The organism is Gymnodinialimonas sp. 57CJ19 (assembly GCF_038396845.1).
In the GTDB taxonomy this organism is placed as follows: domain Bacteria; phylum Pseudomonadota; class Alphaproteobacteria; order Rhodobacterales; family Rhodobacteraceae; genus Gymnodinialimonas.
Genome location: NZ_CP151587.1, coordinates 742406 through 764091 on the forward strand (window position 1 = coordinate 742406; position 21686 = coordinate 764091).

18 protein-coding genes are annotated in these 21686 nt (G+C 58.3%); 9 read left to right on the forward strand and 9 right to left on the reverse strand.

What is annotated here, in order from left to right; translation table 11 throughout:
* Positions 1-5 precede the first annotated feature (5 nt).
* The 8 genes from cysQ (at position 6) to AADW23_RS03735 (ending at position 9277) form a co-directional block, all read left to right on the forward strand.
* On the forward strand, positions 6-803 hold the full coding sequence (cysQ, locus tag AADW23_RS03700) for a 3'(2'),5'-bisphosphate nucleotidase CysQ (protein ID WP_341863183.1): 798 nt from the start codon (positions 6-8) through the stop codon (positions 801-803).
* Entirely contained in the window at positions 800-1648 is an 849-nt protein-coding gene (locus AADW23_RS03705; protein WP_341863184.1) for a manno-octulosonate cytidylyltransferase, read from the forward strand. The genes cysQ and AADW23_RS03705 overlap by 4 nt, the downstream gene beginning before the upstream one ends.
* Positions 1645-2871, forward strand: a complete 1227-nt coding sequence (locus tag AADW23_RS03710; protein WP_341863185.1) for a glycosyltransferase — start codon at positions 1645-1647, stop codon at positions 2869-2871. The genes AADW23_RS03705 and AADW23_RS03710 overlap by 4 nt, the downstream gene beginning before the upstream one ends.
* 95 nt (positions 2872-2966) lie before the next feature.
* Positions 2967-3860, forward strand: coding sequence for a UTP--glucose-1-phosphate uridylyltransferase GalU (galU, locus tag AADW23_RS03715; RefSeq protein ID WP_341863186.1), 894 nt, complete (start codon positions 2967-2969; stop codon positions 3858-3860).
* A 13-nt stretch (positions 3861-3873) separates the two neighbouring features.
* Positions 3874-5100 (forward strand): glycosyltransferase, encoded by a 1227-nt coding sequence (locus tag AADW23_RS03720; RefSeq protein ID WP_341863187.1) that lies wholly within the window; start codon positions 3874-3876, stop codon positions 5098-5100.
* A 23-nt stretch (positions 5101-5123) separates the two neighbouring features.
* On the forward strand, positions 5124-6134 hold the full coding sequence (locus AADW23_RS03725) for a glycosyltransferase family 2 protein (RefSeq protein ID WP_341863188.1): 1011 nt from the start codon (positions 5124-5126) through the stop codon (positions 6132-6134).
* A complete protein-coding gene (locus AADW23_RS03730; protein ID WP_341863189.1) occupies positions 6131-7831 on the forward strand; it encodes a beta-1,6-N-acetylglucosaminyltransferase in 1701 nt (566 codons plus the stop codon). Before AADW23_RS03725 ends, AADW23_RS03730 begins: the two co-directional genes overlap by 4 nt.
* Before the next feature lie 3 nt (positions 7832-7834).
* On the forward strand, positions 7835-9277 hold the full coding sequence (locus tag AADW23_RS03735; protein ID WP_341863190.1) for a sulfotransferase family 2 domain-containing protein: 1443 nt from the start codon (positions 7835-7837) through the stop codon (positions 9275-9277).
* On the opposite strand, the gene AADW23_RS03740 is transcribed toward AADW23_RS03735, so the two are convergent.
* The 9 genes from AADW23_RS03740 to AADW23_RS03780 form a co-directional block, all read right to left on the reverse strand.
* Positions 9274-9738, reverse strand: a complete 465-nt coding sequence (locus AADW23_RS03740; RefSeq protein ID WP_341863191.1) for a PTS sugar transporter subunit IIA — start codon at positions 9736-9738, stop codon at positions 9274-9276. The two genes, AADW23_RS03735 and AADW23_RS03740, sit on opposite strands and share 4 nt — an antisense overlap.
* 77 nt (positions 9739-9815) lie before the next feature.
* Complete coding sequence (gene raiA, locus AADW23_RS03745; protein WP_341863192.1) at positions 9816-10391, reverse strand: ribosome-associated translation inhibitor RaiA; 576 nt, start codon at positions 10389-10391, stop codon at positions 9816-9818.
* A 188-nt stretch (positions 10392-10579) separates the two neighbouring features.
* Positions 10580-11329 carry an LPS export ABC transporter ATP-binding protein gene (gene lptB / locus AADW23_RS03750; protein WP_341863193.1) on the reverse strand — a complete coding sequence of 250 codons (750 nt, stop codon included), beginning with the start codon at positions 11327-11329 and terminating at the stop codon, positions 10580-10582.
* Positions 11329-11811: an LptA/OstA family protein gene (locus AADW23_RS03755; RefSeq protein ID WP_341863194.1), complete on the reverse strand. Its 483-nt coding sequence runs from the start codon at positions 11809-11811 to the stop codon at positions 11329-11331. Before AADW23_RS03755 ends, lptB begins: the two co-directional genes overlap by 1 nt.
* A gap of 10 nt (positions 11812-11821) precedes the next feature.
* Positions 11822-12418 carry an LPS export ABC transporter periplasmic protein LptC gene (lptC, locus tag AADW23_RS03760; protein WP_341863195.1) on the reverse strand — a complete coding sequence of 199 codons (597 nt, stop codon included), beginning with the start codon at positions 12416-12418 and terminating at the stop codon, positions 11822-11824.
* Positions 12419-12453: 35 nt separating this feature from the next.
* Positions 12454-13065 carry a ribonuclease D gene (locus tag AADW23_RS03765; RefSeq protein ID WP_341863196.1) on the reverse strand — a complete coding sequence of 204 codons (612 nt, stop codon included), beginning with the start codon at positions 13063-13065 and terminating at the stop codon, positions 12454-12456.
* Positions 13066-13945: 880 nt separating this feature from the next.
* Positions 13946-17110 carry a type I restriction endonuclease subunit R gene (locus AADW23_RS03770; protein ID WP_341863197.1) on the reverse strand — a complete coding sequence of 1055 codons (3165 nt, stop codon included), beginning with the start codon at positions 17108-17110 and terminating at the stop codon, positions 13946-13948.
* 292 nt (positions 17111-17402) lie between these two features.
* Positions 17403-18515, reverse strand: a complete 1113-nt coding sequence (locus AADW23_RS03775; protein ID WP_341863198.1) for a restriction endonuclease subunit S — start codon at positions 18513-18515, stop codon at positions 17403-17405.
* Positions 18512-20077: a class I SAM-dependent DNA methyltransferase gene (locus AADW23_RS03780; protein WP_341863199.1), complete on the reverse strand. Its 1566-nt coding sequence runs from the start codon at positions 20075-20077 to the stop codon at positions 18512-18514. Before AADW23_RS03780 ends, AADW23_RS03775 begins: the two co-directional genes overlap by 4 nt.
* Before the next feature lie 212 nt (positions 20078-20289).
* On the opposite strand from AADW23_RS03780, the gene AADW23_RS03785 reads away from it, so the two are divergent.
* Complete coding sequence (locus tag AADW23_RS03785; protein ID WP_341863200.1) at positions 20290-21627, forward strand: hypothetical protein; 1338 nt, start codon at positions 20290-20292, stop codon at positions 21625-21627.
* Positions 21628-21686 lie beyond the last annotated feature (59 nt).

Sequence of the window (21686 nt, forward strand, 5' to 3'; positions counted from 1 at the left end):
AACGTATGGATCACGAAAAACTTGTTGCCGTCATGCGCGCCGCTGCCTTGGAAGCAGGCGATGCGATCATGGAAGTGTATGGCGCAGATGATTTTGACGTGAAGGTCAAATCCGACGATAGTCCCGTGACCGAAGCCGATGAGGCGGCAGATGCGATCATCTCTCGGCATCTGCGGGCGGCTTTCCCAGACGTGACGCTGGTTACCGAAGAACAGGCCGACAGCCACGGGCTAAGCGCCGATCAGTTCCTGATCGTGGACCCGCTGGATGGCACCAAGGAATTCATCAAGCGTCGCGGCGATTTCACGGTAAACATCGCCTTGGTCGAGGGCGGCAGGCCCATTCGCGGCATCGTTTATGCCCCCGCCAAGGGGCGCTTGTTCTACACCACCGCCGATGGGGTGAGTGTTGAGGAAGCCGGCCCGTTCGATCCCAAGGCGCCGGGTAGGCTCGATCCTATTGGCGTTTCCAAGCCCGACAATGGCGCTCTGCGCGTCGTGGCCAGCAAGTCGCACCGCGATCAGGCGACCGATGACTACATCAACAAATACGCCCACGCCGATATGAAAAGCGCGGGCTCCTCGCTGAAGTTCTGCCTCGTGGCGACGGGAGAGGCGGATATCTATCCCCGCCTTGGCCGCACGATGGAATGGGACACCGCCGCAGGCGATGCCGTGCTTCGCGGCGCGGGCGGGCAGATGGTCCGGTTCGAGGATCACGCGCCGTTTGACTACGGCAAGGACGGTTTCGCCAATGGCTTCTTCATCGCCTACGCGCCGGGTGTGGAGTTGAAGCAGCCATGACGGTCGTGTCGAAGACGCGCGAACAAGTCGTGTCGAAGACGCGCGAAGAAAAGGTCGCCTGCGTTATCCCGGCGCGCTACGCCTCCACGCGCTACCCTGGCAAGCCGCTTGCGATGCTGACGGGCGCAACGGGCGAATCCGTGTCGTTGATTGAACGCTCCTGGCGGGCAGCACAGGGCGTTTCGGGGCTCGATAGTGTCTATGTGGCGACGGACGACGACCGCATCGCTGACGCAGCCCGAGCCTTCGGGGCAGAGGTCTTGATGACCTCCTCCGACGCGCGAAACGGGACAGAGCGCTGTGCCGAGGCGTTGGAAATCCTCGGCGATGTCGAGATGATCGTAAACCTGCAAGGGGACGCGCCGCTGACGCCGCCGTGGTTCCTGGAACGGCTGGTGGAAGGATTGCGCAACGATGCTCAGGCCGCCATCGCCACGCCGATCCTGCGCTGCGACGGGGAAACCCTCGCCGCCCTGAAAGCGGACCGCGCTGCGGGTCGCGTCGGGGGCACGACGGCGGTGGCCGACAGCAAGATGCGGGGGCTCTATTTCTCGAAGGAAGTGGTGCCGTTCACGTCCGAGACTTACGCCGCAGAGGCACCGACACCGGTGTTCCATCATGTGGGTGTCTACGCGTACCGCCCCTGGGCGTTGCGGGCTTATCCGCATTGGCCTATCGGCCCGTTAGAGACGCTGGAGGGCCTGGAACAGCTTCGCTTCCTGGAAGCAGGTCATCCCGTTCTTTGTGTCGAAGTGGAGGCAAGGGGCGCGAAGTTTTGGGAGTTGAACAACCCCGAGGATATCCCCCGGATCGAGGCCATGCTCCGCGAGATGGGCGCGGCTTGAGCGGCGGGCGGCTCAGCGTTGTTGTTGTCAGCGCTGGGCGGCCAGATGCGCTGCTGCGGTGTCTGTTGGGCTTGTCGCAACAGGCGAAGGCTGGGTGCGAAGTGATCGTTGTGGCGGACCCGCAAGGGCAGGCGGCGGCGCGGTCATTGCCCGTGGCGGGCGCGTTGAAGCTGCTGCCGCAACGGGGCGCCAACATCTCTGCCGCGCGCAACGCAGGGATCGCGGCGGCGGCTGGCGATATCATCGCTTTCATCGACGACGATGCGGTGCCAGAGCCGACGTGGTCGCAAGCCGTGATCCGGGCCTTTTCGGGCTCTGACCTCGCCGCCATCTCCGGCCCGGTCCTGGGGCGCAACGGGATATCGTTGCAATGGGGCCCGATGGCGGTGAACGGCGCTGCTGAAGACATTCCATCAGAGCCTAACGCGCCGATCAGAGCCGGTTTGGTCCGTAAACTTCAAGGCACCAACATGGCGTTCCGGCGGGATGCATTGGCGCAAGTGGGCGGTTTTGACGAGGCAATGCATTTCTATCTTGATGACACCGATATGGCGATACGGGTCGGCCAAGCGGGGCTGCCAACCGCCTGGATACCGGGCGCCGTCGTTCACCACGGGTTCAAGGCCAGCAGCCGCCGCACCGAAGCGCGGGTCCCTTTGAGCTTGTTTGATATCGGGGCCTCAAGCGCGGTGTACCTGCGCAAGCATGCCCCCGAAGAACAGGCGATGGCGCTGCATGGGTTGGAAGCCGCCCAAAGCACGCGGCTCTTGCGGATGGTGAAGACGAGAAAGCTGGATGCTGAAAAAATGCGCAACCTGCTGGAGAGTCTGCGAGACGGGATCGCGGCGGGGCAGGCGCGGGAAAGCACGGTGCCTCACGTCCAGATACCCTCATCCGATTTCGACCCGTTTCAACGCGCCGATCCGCCGCCGCCGCGTCTTCTTTCGGGTCGGAGTTTCCAACTGCCGCGCCTGCGCGCAGAGGCCAAGGCGCTTGTAGAACAGGGTCAACCGGTAAGCCTGTTTGCCTTTGAACCAACGCCCCGAAAGCACCGGGTACGCTTTACTGATGGGGCGTGGTGGGAACACACAGGCGGGCTTTTTGGCCCATCGGACAGAAGCGGCCCAAGGGTTCAGTTTTTCAGTTTCAAGGCCCGCGTCGCCGCCGAGGCCCGTCGCATTTCTGCCACGCGGGGTGTGGGAGCCTTGGGGGATATGGATTGATGGTTTCCCCGTGCCCTTTGTTTTCGTTAGTATACCCTTCATAACAAGGCAGCAGAATGCCCGAACAACGGGGTGCTGCGCACAAGAGGCTAGGTATGAAAAAGAAAGTAACCAAGGCGATCTTTCCGGTCGCTGGACTTGGAACCCGTTTCCTTCCGGCAACAAAGTCGATCCCGAAAGAGATCATGACGTTGGTGGACCGACCCCTCATTCAATACGCGATCGACGAAGCCCGTGCTGCTGGCATCAAAGAGTTCATCTTTGTGACAAGCCGTGGGAAATCCGCGCTGGAAGACTATTTCGACCACACGCCAGAGCTTGAAAATACCCTTCGCAAGAAGGGTAAGACCGAGATGCTGGAAATGTTGAAAAACACCAACATGGACTCTGGCGCGATTGCCTACATGCGCCAGCACAAGGCGTTGGGTTTGGGCCATGCGGTTTGGTGCGCCCGTCGTCTGTTGGGGAATGAACCCTTCGCCGTGATCCTGCCCGATGACGTGATCGCCGCAGAAACGCCCTGCCTTCAGCAGATGGTGGAAGCCCACGCGGAAATCGGCGGCAACATGGTTGCGGCGATGGAAGTGCCGGATGACAAGACCTCGGCCTACGGGGTGTTGGATGTGAAGGAAGACATGGGCTCGGTCGTGTCGGTCAAAGGCATGGTAGAGAAACCCGCGCCGGGTGACGCACCATCAAACCTTGCCGTGATCGGGCGCTACATCCTGTCGCCCGATGTGATGGGCCACCTCAACAAGATCAAATCCGGCGCTGGCGGTGAAATTCAGCTGACCGACGCGATTGCCCAAGAAATTGCCAGCGCGGACAACGTGTACGGCTATCGGTTCAAGGGGCAGCGGTTTGATTGCGGCTCCAAGGCTGGTTTCTTGCAAGCCACGGTGGCCTTTGGCCTGGCCCGCGATGATCTGAAGGACGAGTTCCAGGATTATCTGGCGGACATGATGTCGATCCGTAGCGCCGCGCAGTAAGGCGGCGTTCGGGATGCGCGTGTTTGCCGACATCCCCTGCCTTTGGTTGGATGTGACGCGCCTGCTAACCCGCGTCGGGCGCGGGGCGCTAACCGGAATCGACCGGGTCGAACATGCCTATTTGCGTGAGGCGGTCGCAGCGGGATGCGAAAGCTACCTGTGCCGCACGACGCGGGGGTATCTGCGGCTGGATCACGTGGGCGGTAGACGCTTGCTTGAGATGGTGGAAGGCACCCGCCCGCTTGGCACGGCTGATCTGCTGTCAAAGATGACGTTTCGCGGCAACCGCCCCCGTCACCGGGCAGAGGCGGCCTTGCGCGAAGTCGCGGTGGACAGGTGCACCGCAAAAGGCCTGCCTTCGATGATCGCGAGGGGTCCGAATAAAGACCTGAGCTACATCAACGTTGGCCATTCCAACCTGTCCCTTGCCACGCTGTCCGCATTTCGCGCGGTCGAGGGTGCAAGGGTGATGGTGATGATCCACGACCTGATCCCCCTGACCCACCCCACCTATGTGGCCGATAGCCAACCGCAGAATTTCGCGGGCCGGATCGAGAGGGTTCGGACCTTCGCCACCCATGTGATCGCGAATTCTCAGGCGACCTCGGACAGTCTGGATGAGCATTGGGCCGGGCAAGCGATGCCACCCCACCAGATCACCGCGCCCCTTGGCGTTGATCCTCGGGACGCGCCAAATGATCTGGAGCGGGAGCCCGATCTGTTCGTGATGCTCGGCACGATCGAGGCGCGTAAGAACCACGCGCTGATATTGGATGTGTGGGACCTATTGGCGGCAGATCTTCCGGCGGAAAAGGTGCCGCGTTTGCACATCATCGGGGCCACGGGATGGAAGGTGGATGCGCTGATGGAACGGCTGGTGAACCACCCGCTATACGGCAGCAAGATTACCCTGAATGGCCCTCACGGTTTGCTGGATGACAAGGCCGTTCAGGACCAGCTGGCAAGGGCCACGGCGCTGCTGTTCCCTTCCATCGCGGAAGGCTACGGCTATCCGCCGCTAGAGGCCGCGATGGCGGGGGCGGTGCCCATATGCTCTAACCTCCCGGTTTTCTGGGAAACTCTTGGTGATTGTGCCGTTTACGTGGACAGTTACGAGGCGTATCCTTGGGCGGAAACGATTAAACAACACTTATGCGGTACTGCTCCAAGGTCAGAGTTAACCTCGTTGAAGGTTGCCACTTGGGCAGAGCACTTTAATTCGGTGGCAGAAGCCGCCTAAACGCCGAGCAGGAAAGGCCGCCCATGAAAGCGATCAAGCGGTACGGTTTGCGCCTTGAACGCAAGCGTTTCCTTGTCCGCGCGTGGCGTAAATCCCGCGGGCTCGAAAGCGTTGTCGATCGCACGGATAGGATCAAGGACAAGGATATCCTGCTGTTCTGCACCCTGCGCAATGAGCAGGTGCGCCTGAAGTACTTCCTGAATTACTATCGGGACCGGGGCGTTAATCATTTCTTTTTCGTGGACAATGACAGCGTTGATGGCACACGTGAATATCTGGCCGAACAACCCGATTGTTCCGTCTGGTGGACCGACGAAAGCTATAAGCGGTCGCGGTTCGGGATGGATTGGATCAACCGCTTGCTGCGGCTCTATGGGCACAAACATTGGTGCTTGACCGTCGACCCCGATGAATTCCTTGTCTATCCATTTAGCGATACTCGCCCCATTCCGGCGCTGACGGATTGGTTGGATGCCTCTTCAATCAAGTCCTTCGGGGCGATGTTGCTGGATATGTATCCCAAAGGCTCCATCGACGCGCAGCCCTACCGGGAAGGGCAAAATCCGTTCGAGATCGCCTGTTGGTTCGATGCGGGAAACTACTCGGTCACGCGGAACTGGGAATATGGCAACCTGTGGATTCAAGGTGGCCCCAGGGCGCGGGCGTTCTTCAGCGATAATCCCGAACGCGCGCCTGCGTTGAACAAGACGCCGCTGGTCCATTGGCAAAAGCACTATGCCTATGCCTCGTCCACGCACATGCTGCTGCCGCGTGGGTTGAACCACGTCTACGACGAATGGGGCGGAGAGAAAGCCTCGGGCGTTCTGCTGCACGCAAAGTTCCTCGATACGTTCAGCGCCAAGGCAAAAGAAGAACTCGCCCGGAGCGAGCATTACGCCGCCTCTGCTGAATACAAAGCCTATGCCGAGGGTCTGCAAGAGAACCCTGATTTCTGGACCAAATGGTCCGAGAAATACATCAACTGGCGCCAGCTCGAGATCCTTGGCCTGATGTCGAAAGGCAATTGGGCATGAGCACTTTGGGCTTCGTGATGATGTGCCACACCGCGCTGGACCGCGCGGCAGAGGTTGCGCGCCATTGGGCGGAACGCGATTGCCCGGTCGTGATCCACCTCGATAAACGGGTCGCCAGCAGCAAGAACATATGGCTGAAGCGACAGCTCTCGGACCTGGAAAATGTGCGGTTCAGCAAGCGTCATAAATGTGAGTGGGGCACCTGGAGCCTTGTGCAGGCCAGCCAGACCGGGGCCGAGATGATGCTGGAGGAATTTCCCGGCGTCCGACACGTCTACTTGGCCTCAGGCTCGTGCCTGCCCCTGCGCCCGGTCGATGAATTGCGCGCCTATCTGGCCGCGCGCCCGATGACGGATTTCATCGAAAGCGTCACGATCCGCGATGTGGATTGGACCGTGGATGGGCTGAACACCGAACGCTTCCAACTGCGGTTCCCATTTTCATGGAAGCGGCACCGTTTCCTGTTTGATCGCTATGTAGAGTTCCAGCGCCGCATTGGGTTCCGGCGCAAGATGCCTGATGGGCTTTTGCCGCATCTGGGTAGCCAATGGTGGTGCCTGTCTCGGCAGACGCTGTCGGTCATATTGCAAGACCCGAAACGGGTGGAGTTTGACCGTTTCTTCAAACGCGTCTGGATCCCCGACGAAAGCTATTACCAAACCCTTGTGCGCAATTACTCTCGCAACATTGAAAGTCGGTCTCTGACACTGTCGAAGTTCGATTTTCAGGGCAAACCCCATGTGTTCTACGACGATCACCTGCATCTGTTGCGACGGTCCGATTGCTTTGTGGCGCGCAAGATCTGGCATCGAGCGGATCGGCTCTACGAGACGTTCCTTGGGGACGAGGGTGCTAATTTGCGCCGTGCCGAGCCTACGCCGGGTAAGATCGACCGGGTTTTCGCCAAGGCGCTAGAGCGACGGACGCGGGGGCGGTCCGGTCTTTATATGCAGTCCCGGTATCCCAACAACGATTGGGAAAACGGCAAAACCGCCGCGCCCTATTCCGTGTTGCATGGCTTCAACGACCTGTTTTTGGATTTCGAGCCGTGGCTGTCGCGGCGATTGGGGACCAACGTTCACGGCAACATCTTTGATCCCAAGCGGGTCCGTTTTGCGGGCGATGCTGACACTTACGCCGGCTGCCTTTCAGCGGCGCCGAAGCTGCGCGATTACAATCCGGAACGTTTCCTGACCAACTTGATCTGGAACACCCGGGGTGAACGGCAAGTGTTCATGTATGGCCCGCAGGACAACCAACGCCCCGGCGCGTTCATGGCGTCTGACAGCAATGCTCAGATCAGTGTGATCACCGGCGGTTGGGCCGTGCGCCTGTTCACCGCGAACCGCAATTTCGGCGATATCCGGACCGAGGCCGCTCGATTGCAGCGGCGCGAGGTTGAATTCGTGAACACCCTGCGCCACGTCCGCTCCCGCGCGGAAATTCGGATTTGGTCTTTGGCCGAGTTTCTGGAAGAGCCGATGGAAAATCTGCAACGTATCCTCGATGCGATGGAGGGCGCGCAGGCCTCGCGCCTGACGGAAGCACCCCGGATGACGAACCTCAACGGTGTGCCCAAATTCCTGCAAAACCTGAAGAACCAGGGGATGAACCCCTTTGCCGTCGGTGACTTCCCGCAAGAAGGCGTGGCGCCGCCCCCCACGGGTGCCGACAACCGACCCTATTTGGTGAGATAGTAGATGACCCGCAAATTCGATGCCTTCGTGTTGTTCGCCGAGATGCGCACCGGGTCCAACTATCTGGAAGATAGCCTCAACAATTTTCCCGATATCAACTGTCTGGGCGAGGTCTATAACCCCACGTTCCTTGGCCATCACAACACGTTCGAGATGTATGGCTATGACATGGACAAGCGCGAACAGGACCCCCTGGGCCTACTGGAGGCGATCATCGAAAACGCCGATGGCGGCATCCCCGGCTTTCGCCTGTTCCACGACCACGACGACCGCGTGGTTGAACGGGTGTTGCCAGACCCGCGCATCGCCAAGGTAATCCTCACGCGTAACCCGCTCGATAGTTACGTGAGCCGCAAGATTGCCAGCGCCACGGGGCAGTGGCGCTTGACCGATATGAAACACGCGAAGACCGCGAAGATCCGCTTTGACACGCCCGAGTTCGGAGAGCTGTTGGACGCGCTTTTGCCGTTTCAAGAGCGTCTGCGTCAGGGGTTGCAGAAGACCGGGCAAGTGGCCTTTCAGGTCCGCTACGAGGATATCAACGACCCCGAAATGCTGAACGGATTGGCGGCGTTCCTCGGCTCGGATGAGCGTGTCGATGCGACCTCCAAGAAGCTGAAGAAGCAAAACCCTGCGCCCCTGCGCGATAAGGTTGAAAATTACGATGAGATGGTCAGCGCGTTAAGCGATCTGGACCGCTTCGGCCTGGATCGCTCCCCTGAGTTAGAGCCCGAACGCGCCGCACAGGTGCCCAACTTCGTGGCTCATCCTACTCTTGGATTGCTGTTCTGCCCGATCAAAGGCGCGCCGGAAAATTCGGTGCTAAACTGGATGGGAGAGCTTGGCAGCGTGGGCAAAGATGCCCTGATCCGCAAGATGAGCCAAAAAAAGCTGCGCCAATGGATGAAGGATAACACCGGTTTCCGCAGCTTCACCGTGTTGCGCCATCCAGTCGCGCGGGCCTACTGCGTGTTCAACCGCTTCATCCTGCCCGATGACCGCCCCGCCTACGCCGATCCGCGCAAGACACTGCGACAGCGTTACAAGGTGCCAATGCCGAACAAAGCCCCCGGTCCCGATTGGTCCGAAGCGGAACAGAAAGCCGCGTTCCAAGGGTTCATCGGCTTTCTGAAAGGCAATTTGGCGGGCCAGACCAGCGTGCGCGTCGATCAGGCATGGGCTACGCAAACGGCAATTTTGCAGGGCATATCCTCGGTCATGGTGCCTCAGGCAGTGATCCATGAAGAACAGATGAAAGAGGCGTTGCCTGCTTTGGCGCGACAGGTCGGCGTGGAAGATGTGCCGGAAGTTGTGGGTGAGGCGATGCCGGGGGCCCATACGCTCAAGTCTGTGTACGACGGCAAGATCGAGCAGGCGCTGATTGACACATACCGGCGCGACTACATCGGATTCGGGTTTCCAAGGTGGAACAAGCGGCCCGGTTAAGCCGCCCGTGTTGCCTCGCCCTCGGTCAACAGGGCGAACAATGCCAATGGGTCGTTGTTGGCCCGCAGTTTCGCGCAAAGGGCAGGATTTCGCAGGGTCCGCGCAACCAAGGCCAGCGCCTTGAGGTGATCCACACCGGATTCCAGCGGCGCCAGAAGCACGAACACCAAATCCACCGGCTGACGATCGGCGGCGTCAAAGTCGATGGGACGTTCCAGGCGCACAAATGCCCCCACGACGTGATCCAGCTCGGCCAGGCGGGCATGGGGCAGGGCGATGCCTTGGCCCACACCGGTCGGCCCAAGGCTTTCGCGTTCTTGCAGGGCTTCAAAGATACGATGGGCCGGCACATCAACCAGCGTTTCCGCGATTTCCGAGACCGACTGGATCAGGCGCTTCTTGCTGCTGACATCGCCAACAACCCTGACAGCCTCGGGCGTCAGCAACGATGAAAGGTCCATTTCGTATCTCCCCACACGGGCGGATTTGGCCGCCTAGCGTCGGCTCGGGGCAGATGCCTGCCCCTGAGCCGTTTTAGTTAACTCGTCTCCGGATCAACCCAGCCTATGTTGCCGTCTTCACGGCGGTAGACCACGTTCACCCGACCATGCCCCTGTTCGCGAAACACCAGAACCGGTGCGCCCGCGATTTCCATCTGCATCACCGCTTCGCCGACGGACAGGGATGGAATCTTGGTTTCCATCTCGGCCACGATGATCGGCTGAAGCGTCTCAGGCTCGGCCGTTTCATCCTCGGTCTCCGGTGAAGCGAGGATATACGAGGCACCGCCATAGACATCAATGGGGGTCGTCCGGTCTTTGTGGTGATCTTTCAGGCGCCTCTTGTACCGCCTCAGTTGCTTCTCAAGTTTGTCCGCCGTCGCTTCAAACGCGGCGTAAATCTCATGGGCATGAGCTTTGGCAGAGGCGGTCAGGCCGGTCGACAGATGGACGGTGGTTTCACAAGCATATTCCGGCCCGGATTTAGAGAAGATGACCGTCGCGTCCGTCGGGCGCTCGGCGTATTTTTGGGCAATGCTGCCAAGATTATCCTGCACGTGGGTTTGCAGAGCTTGGCCAATTTCGATCTGTTTTCCGCTGATCTGATACCGCATGTAACCTCCGGTTTTATGGTCACACGACGCTGTGTCGTGCTTGTTAACATGATGATTTTGAATGTCATTGAGAGCGCGCTGGGGAAGTCGAGACTTCGGCTGACCGTGCCGGGCACTAAGAGATGAAGCAATCGCAACCATCCCTCGTATCAGACGAGGAATCGGGGGCCTGTGTCAATGAAATTGGTTCAGGTGATTTTAAACGACTGGCCCAGATAGACCCGGCGCACGTTTTCATCGCGGACCACTTCGTCGGCGGTGCCGGACATGATGATTACGCCGTCGTGCAAGATGTAAGCCCGGTCCACGATGGCCAGCGTCTCTTGCACGTTGTGGTCGGTGATAAGCACGCCAATGCCGCGGGTCTTCAGTTCTGCCACCAACGCGCGGATATCACCCACCGCAATCGGGTCCACGCCGGCAAAGGGTTCATCCAAAAGAACATATCGCGGGTTCGAGGCAAGGCAGCGCGCAATCTCAGCCCGCCGACGCTCGCCACCGGACAGCGACAGCGCGGGCGCACGGCGCAGGTGCTCGATGGAGAACTCCGACAGCAGTTCTTCCAGCCGATCGCGCCGCTTCTTGCGCTTGGGCTCCACCACTTCGAGGATCGCCATGATGTTGTCTTCCACGGACAAACCGCGGAAAATCGACATCTCCTGCGGCAGATAGCCCACTCCGGCGCGGGCCCGGCGATACATGGGAAACAAGGTGACGTCTTGGCCGTCAATCGTGACCCGCCCGCCGTCGGGCGTGATCAGCCCGGCAATGCAATAAAAGCTGGTGGTCTTGCCCGAGCCATTGGGGCCAAGCAGGGCGACAACTTCACCCCGGTTCAACTCCAGCGTCACGTCGCGGATTACCGGACGCTTACGGTAGCTTTTGCGCAACCGCTCAACGCGTAGCCCGGCAGAGCCTTCTGTGACGTCCAAAGCCATTACTCAGTGCCGCCAAGCACGGTCCGCACCCGTCCATCGACAGACCCGTTGCCGGTACGCATGTTGACGACCATGCTGTCGCCGGCGATGGCGGTTTGGCCCTGGGTCACCAATACGCTGCCCGACAGGGTCAACAGCGCCGAGGCGACCTCGAACCTTGCCTGTGCGCCTTCGGCCGCGTCCGTCCCGCGTGTGACCAGAACGCCGCCAGTGGCGATGACTTCGCTGACATCTTGCGTGCCAGAGGTGCCGTAAAGGATGCGAACCGCCCCGGCGGCCATGCGCAGATCGCCTTGGACGACGATAACATTTCCGGTGAAAACGGCCTCGCCCGTGGTTTGGTCGACGGTCAAGCCATCGGCCGTCACCTCTACCGGTTGGCGTTCGTCGTAGCTGACGCCGCCAAATCCGATATTCACCTGCGCCGAAACTGGCGTTGTAAAAAGAAGAAACAGGCCCAACAGGGCAAGAATACGGTGCATGGGCAACCCTTTAACTTTGGGGTTCATATAGCACTCGGACGGCGCCGTTGAAACGGAGGATTGTTTCTCCTTGCGGACCTGTGACTTCCATCGTGTCGGCAGTCACGTCGATACCGGGGCCCGTGGCGTGAACGGGGGTCGGGGACCGCATGTTGATGACATCCAGCGCCATCACCAGTGTTTCGCTTTGGATGCGGTAGCCCAGAGATGATTGCAGTACGACATCGTCAGTGAAGGTGGCCATCTGCGCGGCCATGTCGAACTCTCCGAACGCGGCTTGGATCGTCATGGAGTCGGTCGCGCCTAAATCCATACGCCCCACAATGGTCTCGGCGCGAATTCTATCGGTGGTCTCAACGCCCGTGGTCACGGCCTGCGCTGTCAGCACGATCTCCTGGCCGTCGCCTATAACACCAGCAAAGCGCGGCTCGCTTACCCGTTGCTCGCGCTCAATCTCGTTCACGTCAACTTCGGTATAGGCGAGGGCGGCGTCGGGGTCAGGCGCGCCGGACAGAAGGAAGATCGAGGATAAAAGGGCAAGCGCGATCAGGGGCAGGGTAATTTTTACCCAAACCACAGCCTTGGAATAAAGATTATCGCGTACCACGGGATCAGGTCCTTCGTGCGGTTCTACAGAACGCTTTAGTGGCTGAATATGTCCATTTCGGGCCAGCCTGCCAAATCCAGTTTGGCGCGCATTGGCAGAAAGTCAAAACACGCCTGCGCCATTTCGGTCCGGCCTTCGCGGGCCAGCATCACGTCCAGTTTCTCTTTCACGCCGTGCAGGTACAACACGTCCGAGGCGGCATAGGCCACTTGCGCGTCGGTCAGCACATCCGCGCCCCAGTCCGAGGATTGCTGCTGTTTCGAGATGTCGATCGACAAAAGTTCCTGCAACAGGTTCTTCAGCCCGTGACGGTCCGTATAGGTCCGCACCAGCTTGGAGGCGATCTTGGTGCAATAGACAGGCGCGGTCAGGGCACCGAACGCGTGGTACATGGCGGCAATGTCGAATCGGCCAAAGTGGAACAGCTTCAGGGTGTTCGGGTCCTCCAGCAGGGCGCAGAGGTTGGGCGCCTCGGTCTGACCCTTGGCGACCTGCACCAGATGCGCATTGCCGTCGCCGTCGGACAGTTGGATCACGCACAGGCGGTCGCGGTGCGGATGCAGGCCCATGGTTTCGCAGTCGATGGCGACGATGGGGCCCAGTTGCAGGCCATCGGGAAGGTCGTTCTGGTAGAGTGTATTGGTCATGGCGCTCGCTTCACTAACAGTTGCCGTGCTTTACAGAAAAGCCGAGCATCGGGGAAGGGAAGAAGCATCCCAGACGCCCGCCATGGGCGGCGAGAAGGCTGAAACAGAGCTGAAAAAGGGTTAACGAAAGGTTAACGAAAGATCGTAAAGCGTTTGTTTTCGGGGGGTTGGGTGGGGTGCTCAAGCTTGAGCATCTTCACTCGCAAGGGCCTCGGACGCCCGTGGGCCAAAGCCGGTCAGCCTGTAAGGAAGAATGGTGCCCAGGAGATCATTCATCTCTTGGTTGTGTTCCCGTTACAGGCACCCTGACAGGGTCTCCCTTCAACGTAGCAAGGGGTAGCGGTAGAGGAGAGACCCAGTCAAGAGGCACCAGTTGGTCTACGGTTTGGTCTACGGTGCCCTATGCGGTCCCTGAGGGGCTACGAGAGGCATCGCCTGAGCTTCCCGGGGGCACACCCTCTCCACATCAGCATAGCCCATGCCTCCTAGGGCAAGCCTACAGCGCCCCGCAGCCCCACCCCACCACGGGGGAAAACGCGGTCACGTCCCTTATCGGTAGACCTCTCAGATGTGCGTCATGAAAACACGCCGGGAGGGCGAGGAAGAGGGAAGTTGAAGGGTGGAGGGACCGGACATCACAGGAGCTATCTCTTACGGGTCCCCCTATGGGGAGTAACCTTAGGTGATACCTAGGTGTACCTCCTCCCTCCTCTCTTAGTATCCCCTCTCTAGTAGCTTAGGTCCTGAAGGGGTCACGCAGCGATAGCGTGGGTCTGCTCCAACTGTTGCTTGGTGAGGAGGGCAATTTGCCAAGCAACACCATAGGTCGAACATTCAAGTCGCTGGATTACAAGTCGCGGTGGGTTTGCCACAGCTCCACTCAGGCTGCTTCATAGATGCTCCCACCATTGCTACGGTAGGCCTCATAGACGTGCCGATAGATCGTGGCGCATTTTGCCGAGTAGACGTCTTCGCGATAAGCGTCAGGTAATCCTCTGTCGAGGGTCACTTCAATGGCCTGCCGGACTGCACTTCGGGCACTGGGCTTGTTGTGCCAGTCCAACACAAATTTCTCGTCCTTGAGTGTCTGCAACAGTGATCTAGCAACAACCTTCACCTCCTTCCGTTCTTTGTCTGTCAGTTCGGGTTCAGGCTTAGTCAGGATGTCGAAGAGTGCTTTCTCCTCCTCGGAGAGACCCTCCTTCACCGTTTGCTGTTCTTCGTCTGAAAGGTCGTCAGCCAGCTGAATAAGGGCACGGAAGAAGGCCTCGATGTTCTGGCTACCGTTGTTGTAGCCATCGATCAGTTGTTGAAAGCGATCTAGGAAGTCGGCCCTTGTTGGGTTGCGGGCTACCATTGCGGTCAGCTTCTGGTTCAGCAGTGCCCTTAGTCGCTCCGCCTCTGTTCGTTGGTTCCCGATATCAAACTTGGCCTTGAGCTTCTCGAAGTCTACTTGGCTTATGTCGATGATCTCTGCTTCTTCAGGGGTCTCGTAGGGGATCGGAGCGACCGAACGGTCAAGCAGGTCTTCAACGTCCTGCAAGATCGCCTTGATGTCCGGTTGTGGCATAAGGGACCGGATGCGATCCGCTAAGACTGAGATGAGGACAACTTCAGGGGAGAACTCGGATGATGCCGGATCAGGCAAGATCGCCTTGTAGACCCTCGATACAGCCCTAGCCTTAGTGAGATAGTCACGCTTCGCTTCGTCGTTCTCGATCAGCGCTTCAACCGCATCGCCAACGAGCGCCAGTTTCTCCAAGCCCTTGGCCCGTATGATAGCAGCAGGATCAACATCTCGTTGCTGCAAATGGGCCGCCGTCAGAGCCACTAGATGACGCAAATACTCTACTAGGTCGGATTTATCCCTAATGGGTGGGTCCACTGCCCCAGTGTTGCCACCACCGTAGATAGCAAGAGCCTTCTGGAGGTTCCTGAATACGCCGACATAGTCAACGATGAACCCTGCTTCCTTTCCAGGGTAATTGCGGTTGGCTCTAGCGATTGTCTGCATCAGCGTGTGGTTCTTCATTGGCTTGTCGAGGTAGATGGTGGAGCAGGACGGGACGTCGAACCCGGTGATCCACATCGCGCAAACGAATACGAGACGGAGGGGGTCCTTATCGTCCTTGAACTTTTCGTCGAGGTCCTCTTCTACGAGGCGCTTCCGGTGCGGTCGCATATCAAGACCTTTGGCGTCTAGTTCCGCCAACTCGTTCTGCCCTTGTGAAACAACAACCGCCATGTCTGTCGTCTTCATCAGGTCGATCTGTGTTTCTAGGGCTGGTCGCTCGACTTCAGGGGCAGTCTTGAGTTTCTCCTCCAGCTCTACTCGGTAGGCATCCCAGTGGTCCTGCACCTTGTCGTACATCCTGACAGCAGTCGCTTTGTCGATACACACCATCATCGCTTTCGAACGCTGTCCGCGCCCTGTGAAGTGACGCACAAGGTCCGCAGCGATGGCTTCTAGGCGATCGTCACGGGTGATCAGGTGGTACTCACGAGCAAATTCCCGCTCTACCTTCCGCCCCTGCGCTTCGTCGAGGTCGGCCTCCTCAATTAGCTGTTGTAGCTCGTCCCCAAGCGCATCGTTGGCAAGCTGCAGCTCTGGGATGCGGTTCTCGTAGTAGAGAGGAACCGTCGCGCCGTCCGCAATGGACTGGGCAAAGTTGTAGACTGAGATGTAGTCGCCGAAGACCTCCCGCGTCCGTTCCTCTCCTGCCATCAAGGGCGTCCCGGTGAAGCCCAAGAACGCCGCATTGGGTAGGGCGTTACGCATATTGAGTGCCAGTGTGTCGTACTGCGTCCTGTGTGCCTCATCAGTGATCACGATGATGTCGCGCCTGTTAGAGAGCTGAGGGTAGGCCGCACCGTCCCGAGTGTTGAACTTGTGGATTAGCGTGAAGACATAGCGGTGATCGGCAGTCAGCAGTTCCTTCAGATGCACACCACTTTCTGCGTGGACACCTGCGCTTGTGACCGCACCAGTCGCGGCGAAGGTTTTGTAAAGCTGCTCGTCTAGTTCCTGTCGGTCTGTCACGATGACGAACGTCCAGTTGCCGGGGACCGTGCGAAGTATCTTTTGGCAGAAGAAGACCATCGACAGGGACTTGCCGCTGCCCTGAGTGTGCCAGAAGACGCCCAGCCGCCCCGCTTCTCCCTGTGGTCTCTCCTTGGACCTTATGACCTCCTCAAGGGCGCGGTTGACCCCAAGGTACTGGTGGTTCTTGGCCAGCTTCTTGATCAGCCCTGCCTTCTCCTCTTCGTAGACAAGGAAGTTCTCGACGATATCAAGCAACTGATCTTTGGCGCATAACCCACGCACCGCTGTCTCCAGCGAGACTACGCCTTTCTCGCCCTCGTCATTGATCCGTTTCCAGTCGTTGAAGAACTGCCAAGGCGCGAACGTGCTGCCTACCTTAGTGTCCACACCGTTGGAGAGGAGGATGAATGCGTTCGGTGTGAACAGGTGGGGGATCGTGTCTCGGTAGTCGGTTAGGTTGTCGTCATAGGCGCTCTTCACAGGTACGCTGGGTTTCTTCAGTTCCATCATGACCAAGGGGATGCCGTTGACGAAGCCCATCAGGTCGGGCCGTCTCCGGTGCATCTCGCCCTTCACCCAGAACTGCGAGGCAAGGAGGAAGTCGTTGGCTTCTGGATCGCGCCAGTCGATAACCCTTGCCGTCTCGGTCTCCTGCCGCCCCCGTTCATCCGTTACGCGAACCTTCACGCCCTCACGCAACAGCTGCCACAGCTCTCGGTTGGCGTTTACGGGTACCATGCGGGAGCGGTCGCGGGTGACCTCTTCAACAACCTGATCGATAGCTGTGGAGGGGAGCAGGGGGTTCAAGCGCTCAAGTGCTGTACGCAAGCGTGGCTCAAGCACAACTTGGATCTCGCTCTCACGTCCTTCTAGCGAGGTGCCAGAGGTCCACTCGTTGTAGAGGTTTACCGTGTCCCAACCCAGATCAGCGAATAGGGCGATAGTCGGTTGCTCGACCGCTGTATCCTCTCCGTAGTCGTGGGCTGTGTCGGTTGGTGTCACCTGCAGAAACTCCGCCCTTGCGCTCGGCAGTTGAACTCATCAACAACACCATCCGCTTCGCGACCTGCAGCGTCAAACCAGTCCGAGAGGCACGTCTGAAATCGCGCGATGTCCTCGAGGTAATCCTCAACTTCGTTGCGGCAGCGATTGAATGACCAATCGTCGTCGAACGTGTAGTATCGGTCAATACAGTTGGGTGGCGAAGGCTCGTCACAGTAGAAATGCGACTGCGCGGCTATGGGCGAAGCAATCGCCAGCGATGGCAACAGAAATAGAACCGAAATAACCTTCGTCACTCCGCCGCCTCCAGTTCTGCCTCTGCCTCGCTAACGTCGATCTCGCCGGAGACCAACTTGGGCAGCAGCAGGTCACGCTGGGCACGGAGGTTGGCGTTCTTGAGATTGAGCAACCGATGCGCTGCAAAGAGCGGTTTGCAAACATCCACGAAGCGGAGCAGTAGCTCATTTGGTGGGCAAAGGAACGGGAGGCTGTAGGCCTGTTGTCTGTTCAGACCGGGAACAGCTGCATCGTTGTTGAGGAAGTTCTGTCGCTCGAGGTTGAAGTAGACATATTCCAAAGGCAGCGCGGTATGCACAAAATAAACAGTATCAATCGGGTGGAAGGGGTCCTCGGACCAGAAGACGCTTCCGACATTGCCCTTTCTCCCAACAATGATCCCCGGCCCGTCAACCAGGCTGCGGTTATGCGTACCCACGACACCACTTGAACCAAAGACAGGGAAAGGGCCCTCCACGCGTTCTGAGGCTTTCAACGCCTTCCCGTATTTGAGTTCGATGTAGTCGGACAAGAGCCCAAGTACCCAGCCAACAGGGTGGCGATCATCACCTTCGGCCACAAACTCGACCGCTTCATGCCCCGGAAAGCGGAAGTGGACGAACCACTCCTCGTAGAGCCGACGGGCCATTTCCTCGAGGATCGCGATGCGGCGCGTGTTGTTCTCGATCAGGTCGTCATAGGCCGAGAGGATCGCAGCTATGCGCTGTTGGGTGGGGAGGGGCGGTATTGCGACCGGTAAGCTGTGTATGTGATTTCGGTTCAAAGTTGGGTTGGCAGCTCCAACGTCATACTGTTGAAAACCCATGCCTTGTAGGAAGAAGTAGCAGAACCTTGGGTCATTTCCGTGGAAGTTCTTCACCCATAGCGTTGTGTCATGGGGCCAATATTGGCTTGCGCTATAAAACACAGTTCCAAGGCTTCCCTTGCGACCAATTATTACACCGGGACCGTCGAACATATATTCAGCGTGGTAACTCTTGATGCCTGATGAAGAGATCACCGGGTATGGGCCTTCGCGTTGTTGGGCTTTGGTAATGTCATAGCCCCTTTGAAAGGTCACAAGGTCCCCCAAAGGAACTTCACGCCAATCTTGTGAGAACTGCGTCACCGTGCCCCCTCCAGCACAAGCGCTTTGTTCTCCGCGATCTGCTCCTCCAGTGCTGCCGCCTCAGCATTTAGCTGCACTAACTCCTCGTTCAATTCCTCGAACCGCTCGACGAAGTCTACGTCATCATCGCCCCGCGCCGTCGCCCCCACATACCGTCCGGGGTTCAGGCTCCAGCCCTGCGCCTCGATCTCTGCGCGGGTCGCGACCTTGCAAAGGCCGGGGACATCCACGTAGCCATCGCTAAGCCCATGCTCAGTCAGCAGCTCAGCACTGCCTGCGTCGGTTTCAACTGCTTCACCACGGTAGAGCCGCACGATGTTGGCTAGCAGCTCGATCTGTTCGGGCAGGAAGTCACGGTGGGCACGGTCGATCTGGCGATAGAGAGAGCGAGCATCGAGAAAGAGAACCTTGTCCTCCCGCTCCGTCCCGCGCTTGCCTTTGTCAAAGAACCACAAGGTGCAGGGCAGCGTGACGGTATAGAACATGTTCGGCCCGACCGAGACGATGACATCCACGCTGCCGTCCTCGATCAGCTTTTGCCGGATAAGTTGCTCTGACCCCCGCGCGTCTCCTGCCGAGTTCGCCATGACAAAGCCCGCGCGGCCCTGATCGTTCAGCGCAGAGTTGAACATCTGTATCCACAGGTAGTTCGCGTTGTCAGGCTTGGGAACACCGTGAGGGAAGCGCCAGTCGCCCTCCAGCTCCTCCTTACGGACGCCTGAGACGTTGAAGGGAGGGTTGGCCATGACGAAGTCAAACCCGCCGCGTTCCTCAAAGACCTTGGGGAAAAGCTGCTTGATGTCGGTGGCGTAGGTGTTGGCCTCGCGTACGTCGCCAGACAGCCCATGCACGGCGAGGTTCATCTTGTTGAGGTTGACGGTGACGCGGTCCTTCTCGACCCCGTAGATGCTGATCTCATTGCCTGCAGTCAGGCCATGTCGCTGCACGAACTCCGCCGAGTGGACGAACATGCCACCAGAGCCACAGGCCGGGTCAAGGATGCGTCCCTGATAGGGTTCGATCACCTCGACGATCAGCTTTACGATGCTCTCAGGGGTGTAGAAGACCCCGCCCTTCTGGCCTTCCTTCATGGCGAAGTTGCCGAGGAAGTACTCGTAGACCTTGCCGAAGGCGTCCCCGGTCAAGTCGATGGGCGCAAGCAAACGGATCAGCTCGACCAGCACGTCGTTTGTGAGTTCCGTGTAGGTCTGGGGGAGAGCGCCTGAGAGGTCAGAGTTGTCCTCCTCTATGGCCTTCATCGCCGCGTTGATCGCCTTGCCGATGTCGTCGCTTTCAGTGAGGGACTGAAGGTGGCTGAAGCGAGCCTCAGGACGCAAGAAGATGACACCCTCAGCCTCGTAATCGACCTTGCTGATCTTGCGGCGATTTCCTGACCCCACAGGACCGATCCGACCTTCGACCTCAGTGAAGCGTTTCTCGGCGTAGCGAAGAAAGATGAGACCAAGGACGGGGTTAGAGAACTGACTGGGCTTCAAACCAGTGTTGGCCCAAAGCTGATCTGCAGCTGCCCACAAGCGCTTCTCGACGTCACCATTTACCATGTGGATACTCCCTCAACTACCCTAAGCCATCAGTGTTGTATCTATGGCTTTAGCATATGCGTAGCATCCTCTGCTCACCATTATCCAGCGCCCAGCACAATGCAGGTATCAATCAACTACTGACCCTTTCTAAGTCAGTCGAGGTGGCGCTTTCGAACCAGCCTGAGAATTAGTGGACACCATTGCAGTAATCGCAATTTCAAGGCTCCCCAATGACAATCTCAATTCCCGAAGCCAGCGGCCCAGCCGAAGGTGTTACTTCACGTATGCAACGTCCACACGACCCGTGGCGGACTGCCAAGACCCCAGACGCACGGCGCTTTGTCCAAGCCGTCATCACTATGATCGCAGAACACGAACAACGACATGGCCTAAGGAAGCGCAAAAGGCGCTCAAAAGATCAAGAGGTCTTTGAAAGAGCGGTCGATGCGATAATCTCCGACCTTGCGCTCAATGCTATGACGGAACGCAGCAGCGGTCTTCGTATCTCACGGTCTAACGGAACTTTGCTGTTCAAATCACGCTACCGTAGCCCCGTCACGACAAAGACACTGCCAATGCTTCTGGACCTACTTAGTGACCCTTCACTTGGTCTGATAGAACAGAAACTGGGCATCGGTTCGGAATTTGGAGACGGCATCCAAACGATAATTCGACCATTGCCCAAACTTGTTCACATGTTGCAGCGCTACAGACTGTGCCCCTTGAGCTTCGTCGAGCTTCAGCGCAAGGAACCAATCCACCTCAAAGGAAACCCACTTCGCCATGACAAGCCTGCGCCACAAATTGAGTATGAAGACAGCGATGTAACAGAGCGGTTTCGCCGCGACGTACTGGAAATCAATGCATGGCTGGCGACCGCACAAATCACATCACTTGGTCCGCTTACGGTAGACTTAAACAGGCGGCAGCTCCGGCGCGTATTCACTCGCGGCAGTTTCAGCAAGGGCGGAAGGCTATTCGGCGGTTTCTGGCAGCCGATGCATAAACTGGATCGTTTGAAATACCTCGAGATATCTGGTGAGCCTGTTGTTGAGATCGACTACGGCCAGATCATGCCTCGCTTGATGTACGCTCATGCAGGGCTAGAACCTGAGATGGACGATCTATACGCTATTAGTGGCTTTGAAGCATTTCGACCGGGCGTAAAGAAAATCATGTCGTCAATGCTGTTCGTAGACAAGCCGATCACAAGATTTCCCAAGGGGACCCGTAACCTCTTCCCCAAAGGTGTAAACGTGTGTGACGTGACAGACGCCGTTAGTGTTAGCCACCCAATTATCGCTCAATACTTCTTCACAGGCATTGGCCATCACTGCCAGTTCCTTGAAAGCCAGATCATGGTAGAAGTTCTACGTGTCTTAATGGGGATGAAGAGTATGGGTATCATTGCTCTTCCCATCCACGATGCCGTTCTAGTCCCTGCCTCAGCTGAGAAGGTCGTCAAGAACGTGATGCTTCACACCTTCTTGAACAAGACGGCGCAGAGCGGTGTGGTGGACGTCCTCACCAAGCAACAGTTGGAGCAGACCCACGCTATCGCTGCGTGACCCCTTCAGGACCTAAGCTACTAGAGAGGGGATACTAAGAGAGGAGGGAGGAGGTACAC

Excerpts from the sequence above, each read along its gene's own strand:
- AADW23_RS03720 (WP_341863187.1), top strand. The coding sequence starts at position 3,874 with ATGCGCGTGTTTGCCGACATCCCCTGCCTTTGGTTGGATGTGACGCGC.
- AADW23_RS03705 (WP_341863184.1), top strand. The coding sequence starts at position 800 with ATGACGGTCGTGTCGAAGACGCGCGAACAAGTCGTGTCGAAGACGCGC.
- AADW23_RS03735 (WP_341863190.1), top strand. The coding sequence starts at position 7,835 with ATGACCCGCAAATTCGATGCCTTCGTGTTGTTCGCCGAGATGCGCACC.
- AADW23_RS03730 (WP_341863189.1), top strand. The coding sequence starts at position 6,131 with ATGAGCACTTTGGGCTTCGTGATGATGTGCCACACCGCGCTGGACCGC.
- cysQ (WP_341863183.1), top strand. The coding sequence starts at position 6 with ATGGATCACGAAAAACTTGTTGCCGTCATGCGCGCCGCTGCCTTGGAA.
- lptB (WP_341863193.1), bottom strand. The coding sequence starts at position 11,329 with ATGGCTTTGGACGTCACAGAAGGCTCTGCCGGGCTACGCGTTGAGCGG.
- AADW23_RS03780 (WP_341863199.1), bottom strand. The coding sequence starts at position 20,077 with ATGGTAAATGGTGACGTCGAGAAGCGCTTGTGGGCAGCTGCAGATCAG.
- AADW23_RS03755 (WP_341863194.1), bottom strand. The coding sequence starts at position 11,811 with ATGCACCGTATTCTTGCCCTGTTGGGCCTGTTTCTTCTTTTTACAACG.
- AADW23_RS03785 (WP_341863200.1), top strand. The coding sequence starts at position 20,290 with ATGACAATCTCAATTCCCGAAGCCAGCGGCCCAGCCGAAGGTGTTACT.
- AADW23_RS03740 (WP_341863191.1), bottom strand. The coding sequence starts at position 9,738 with ATGGACCTTTCATCGTTGCTGACGCCCGAGGCTGTCAGGGTTGTTGGC.
- raiA (WP_341863192.1), bottom strand. The coding sequence starts at position 10,391 with ATGCGGTATCAGATCAGCGGAAAACAGATCGAAATTGGCCAAGCTCTG.
- AADW23_RS03725 (WP_341863188.1), top strand. The coding sequence starts at position 5,124 with ATGAAAGCGATCAAGCGGTACGGTTTGCGCCTTGAACGCAAGCGTTTC.
- galU (WP_341863186.1), top strand. The coding sequence starts at position 2,967 with ATGAAAAAGAAAGTAACCAAGGCGATCTTTCCGGTCGCTGGACTTGGA.
- AADW23_RS03765 (WP_341863196.1), bottom strand. The coding sequence starts at position 13,065 with ATGACCAATACACTCTACCAGAACGACCTTCCCGATGGCCTGCAACTG.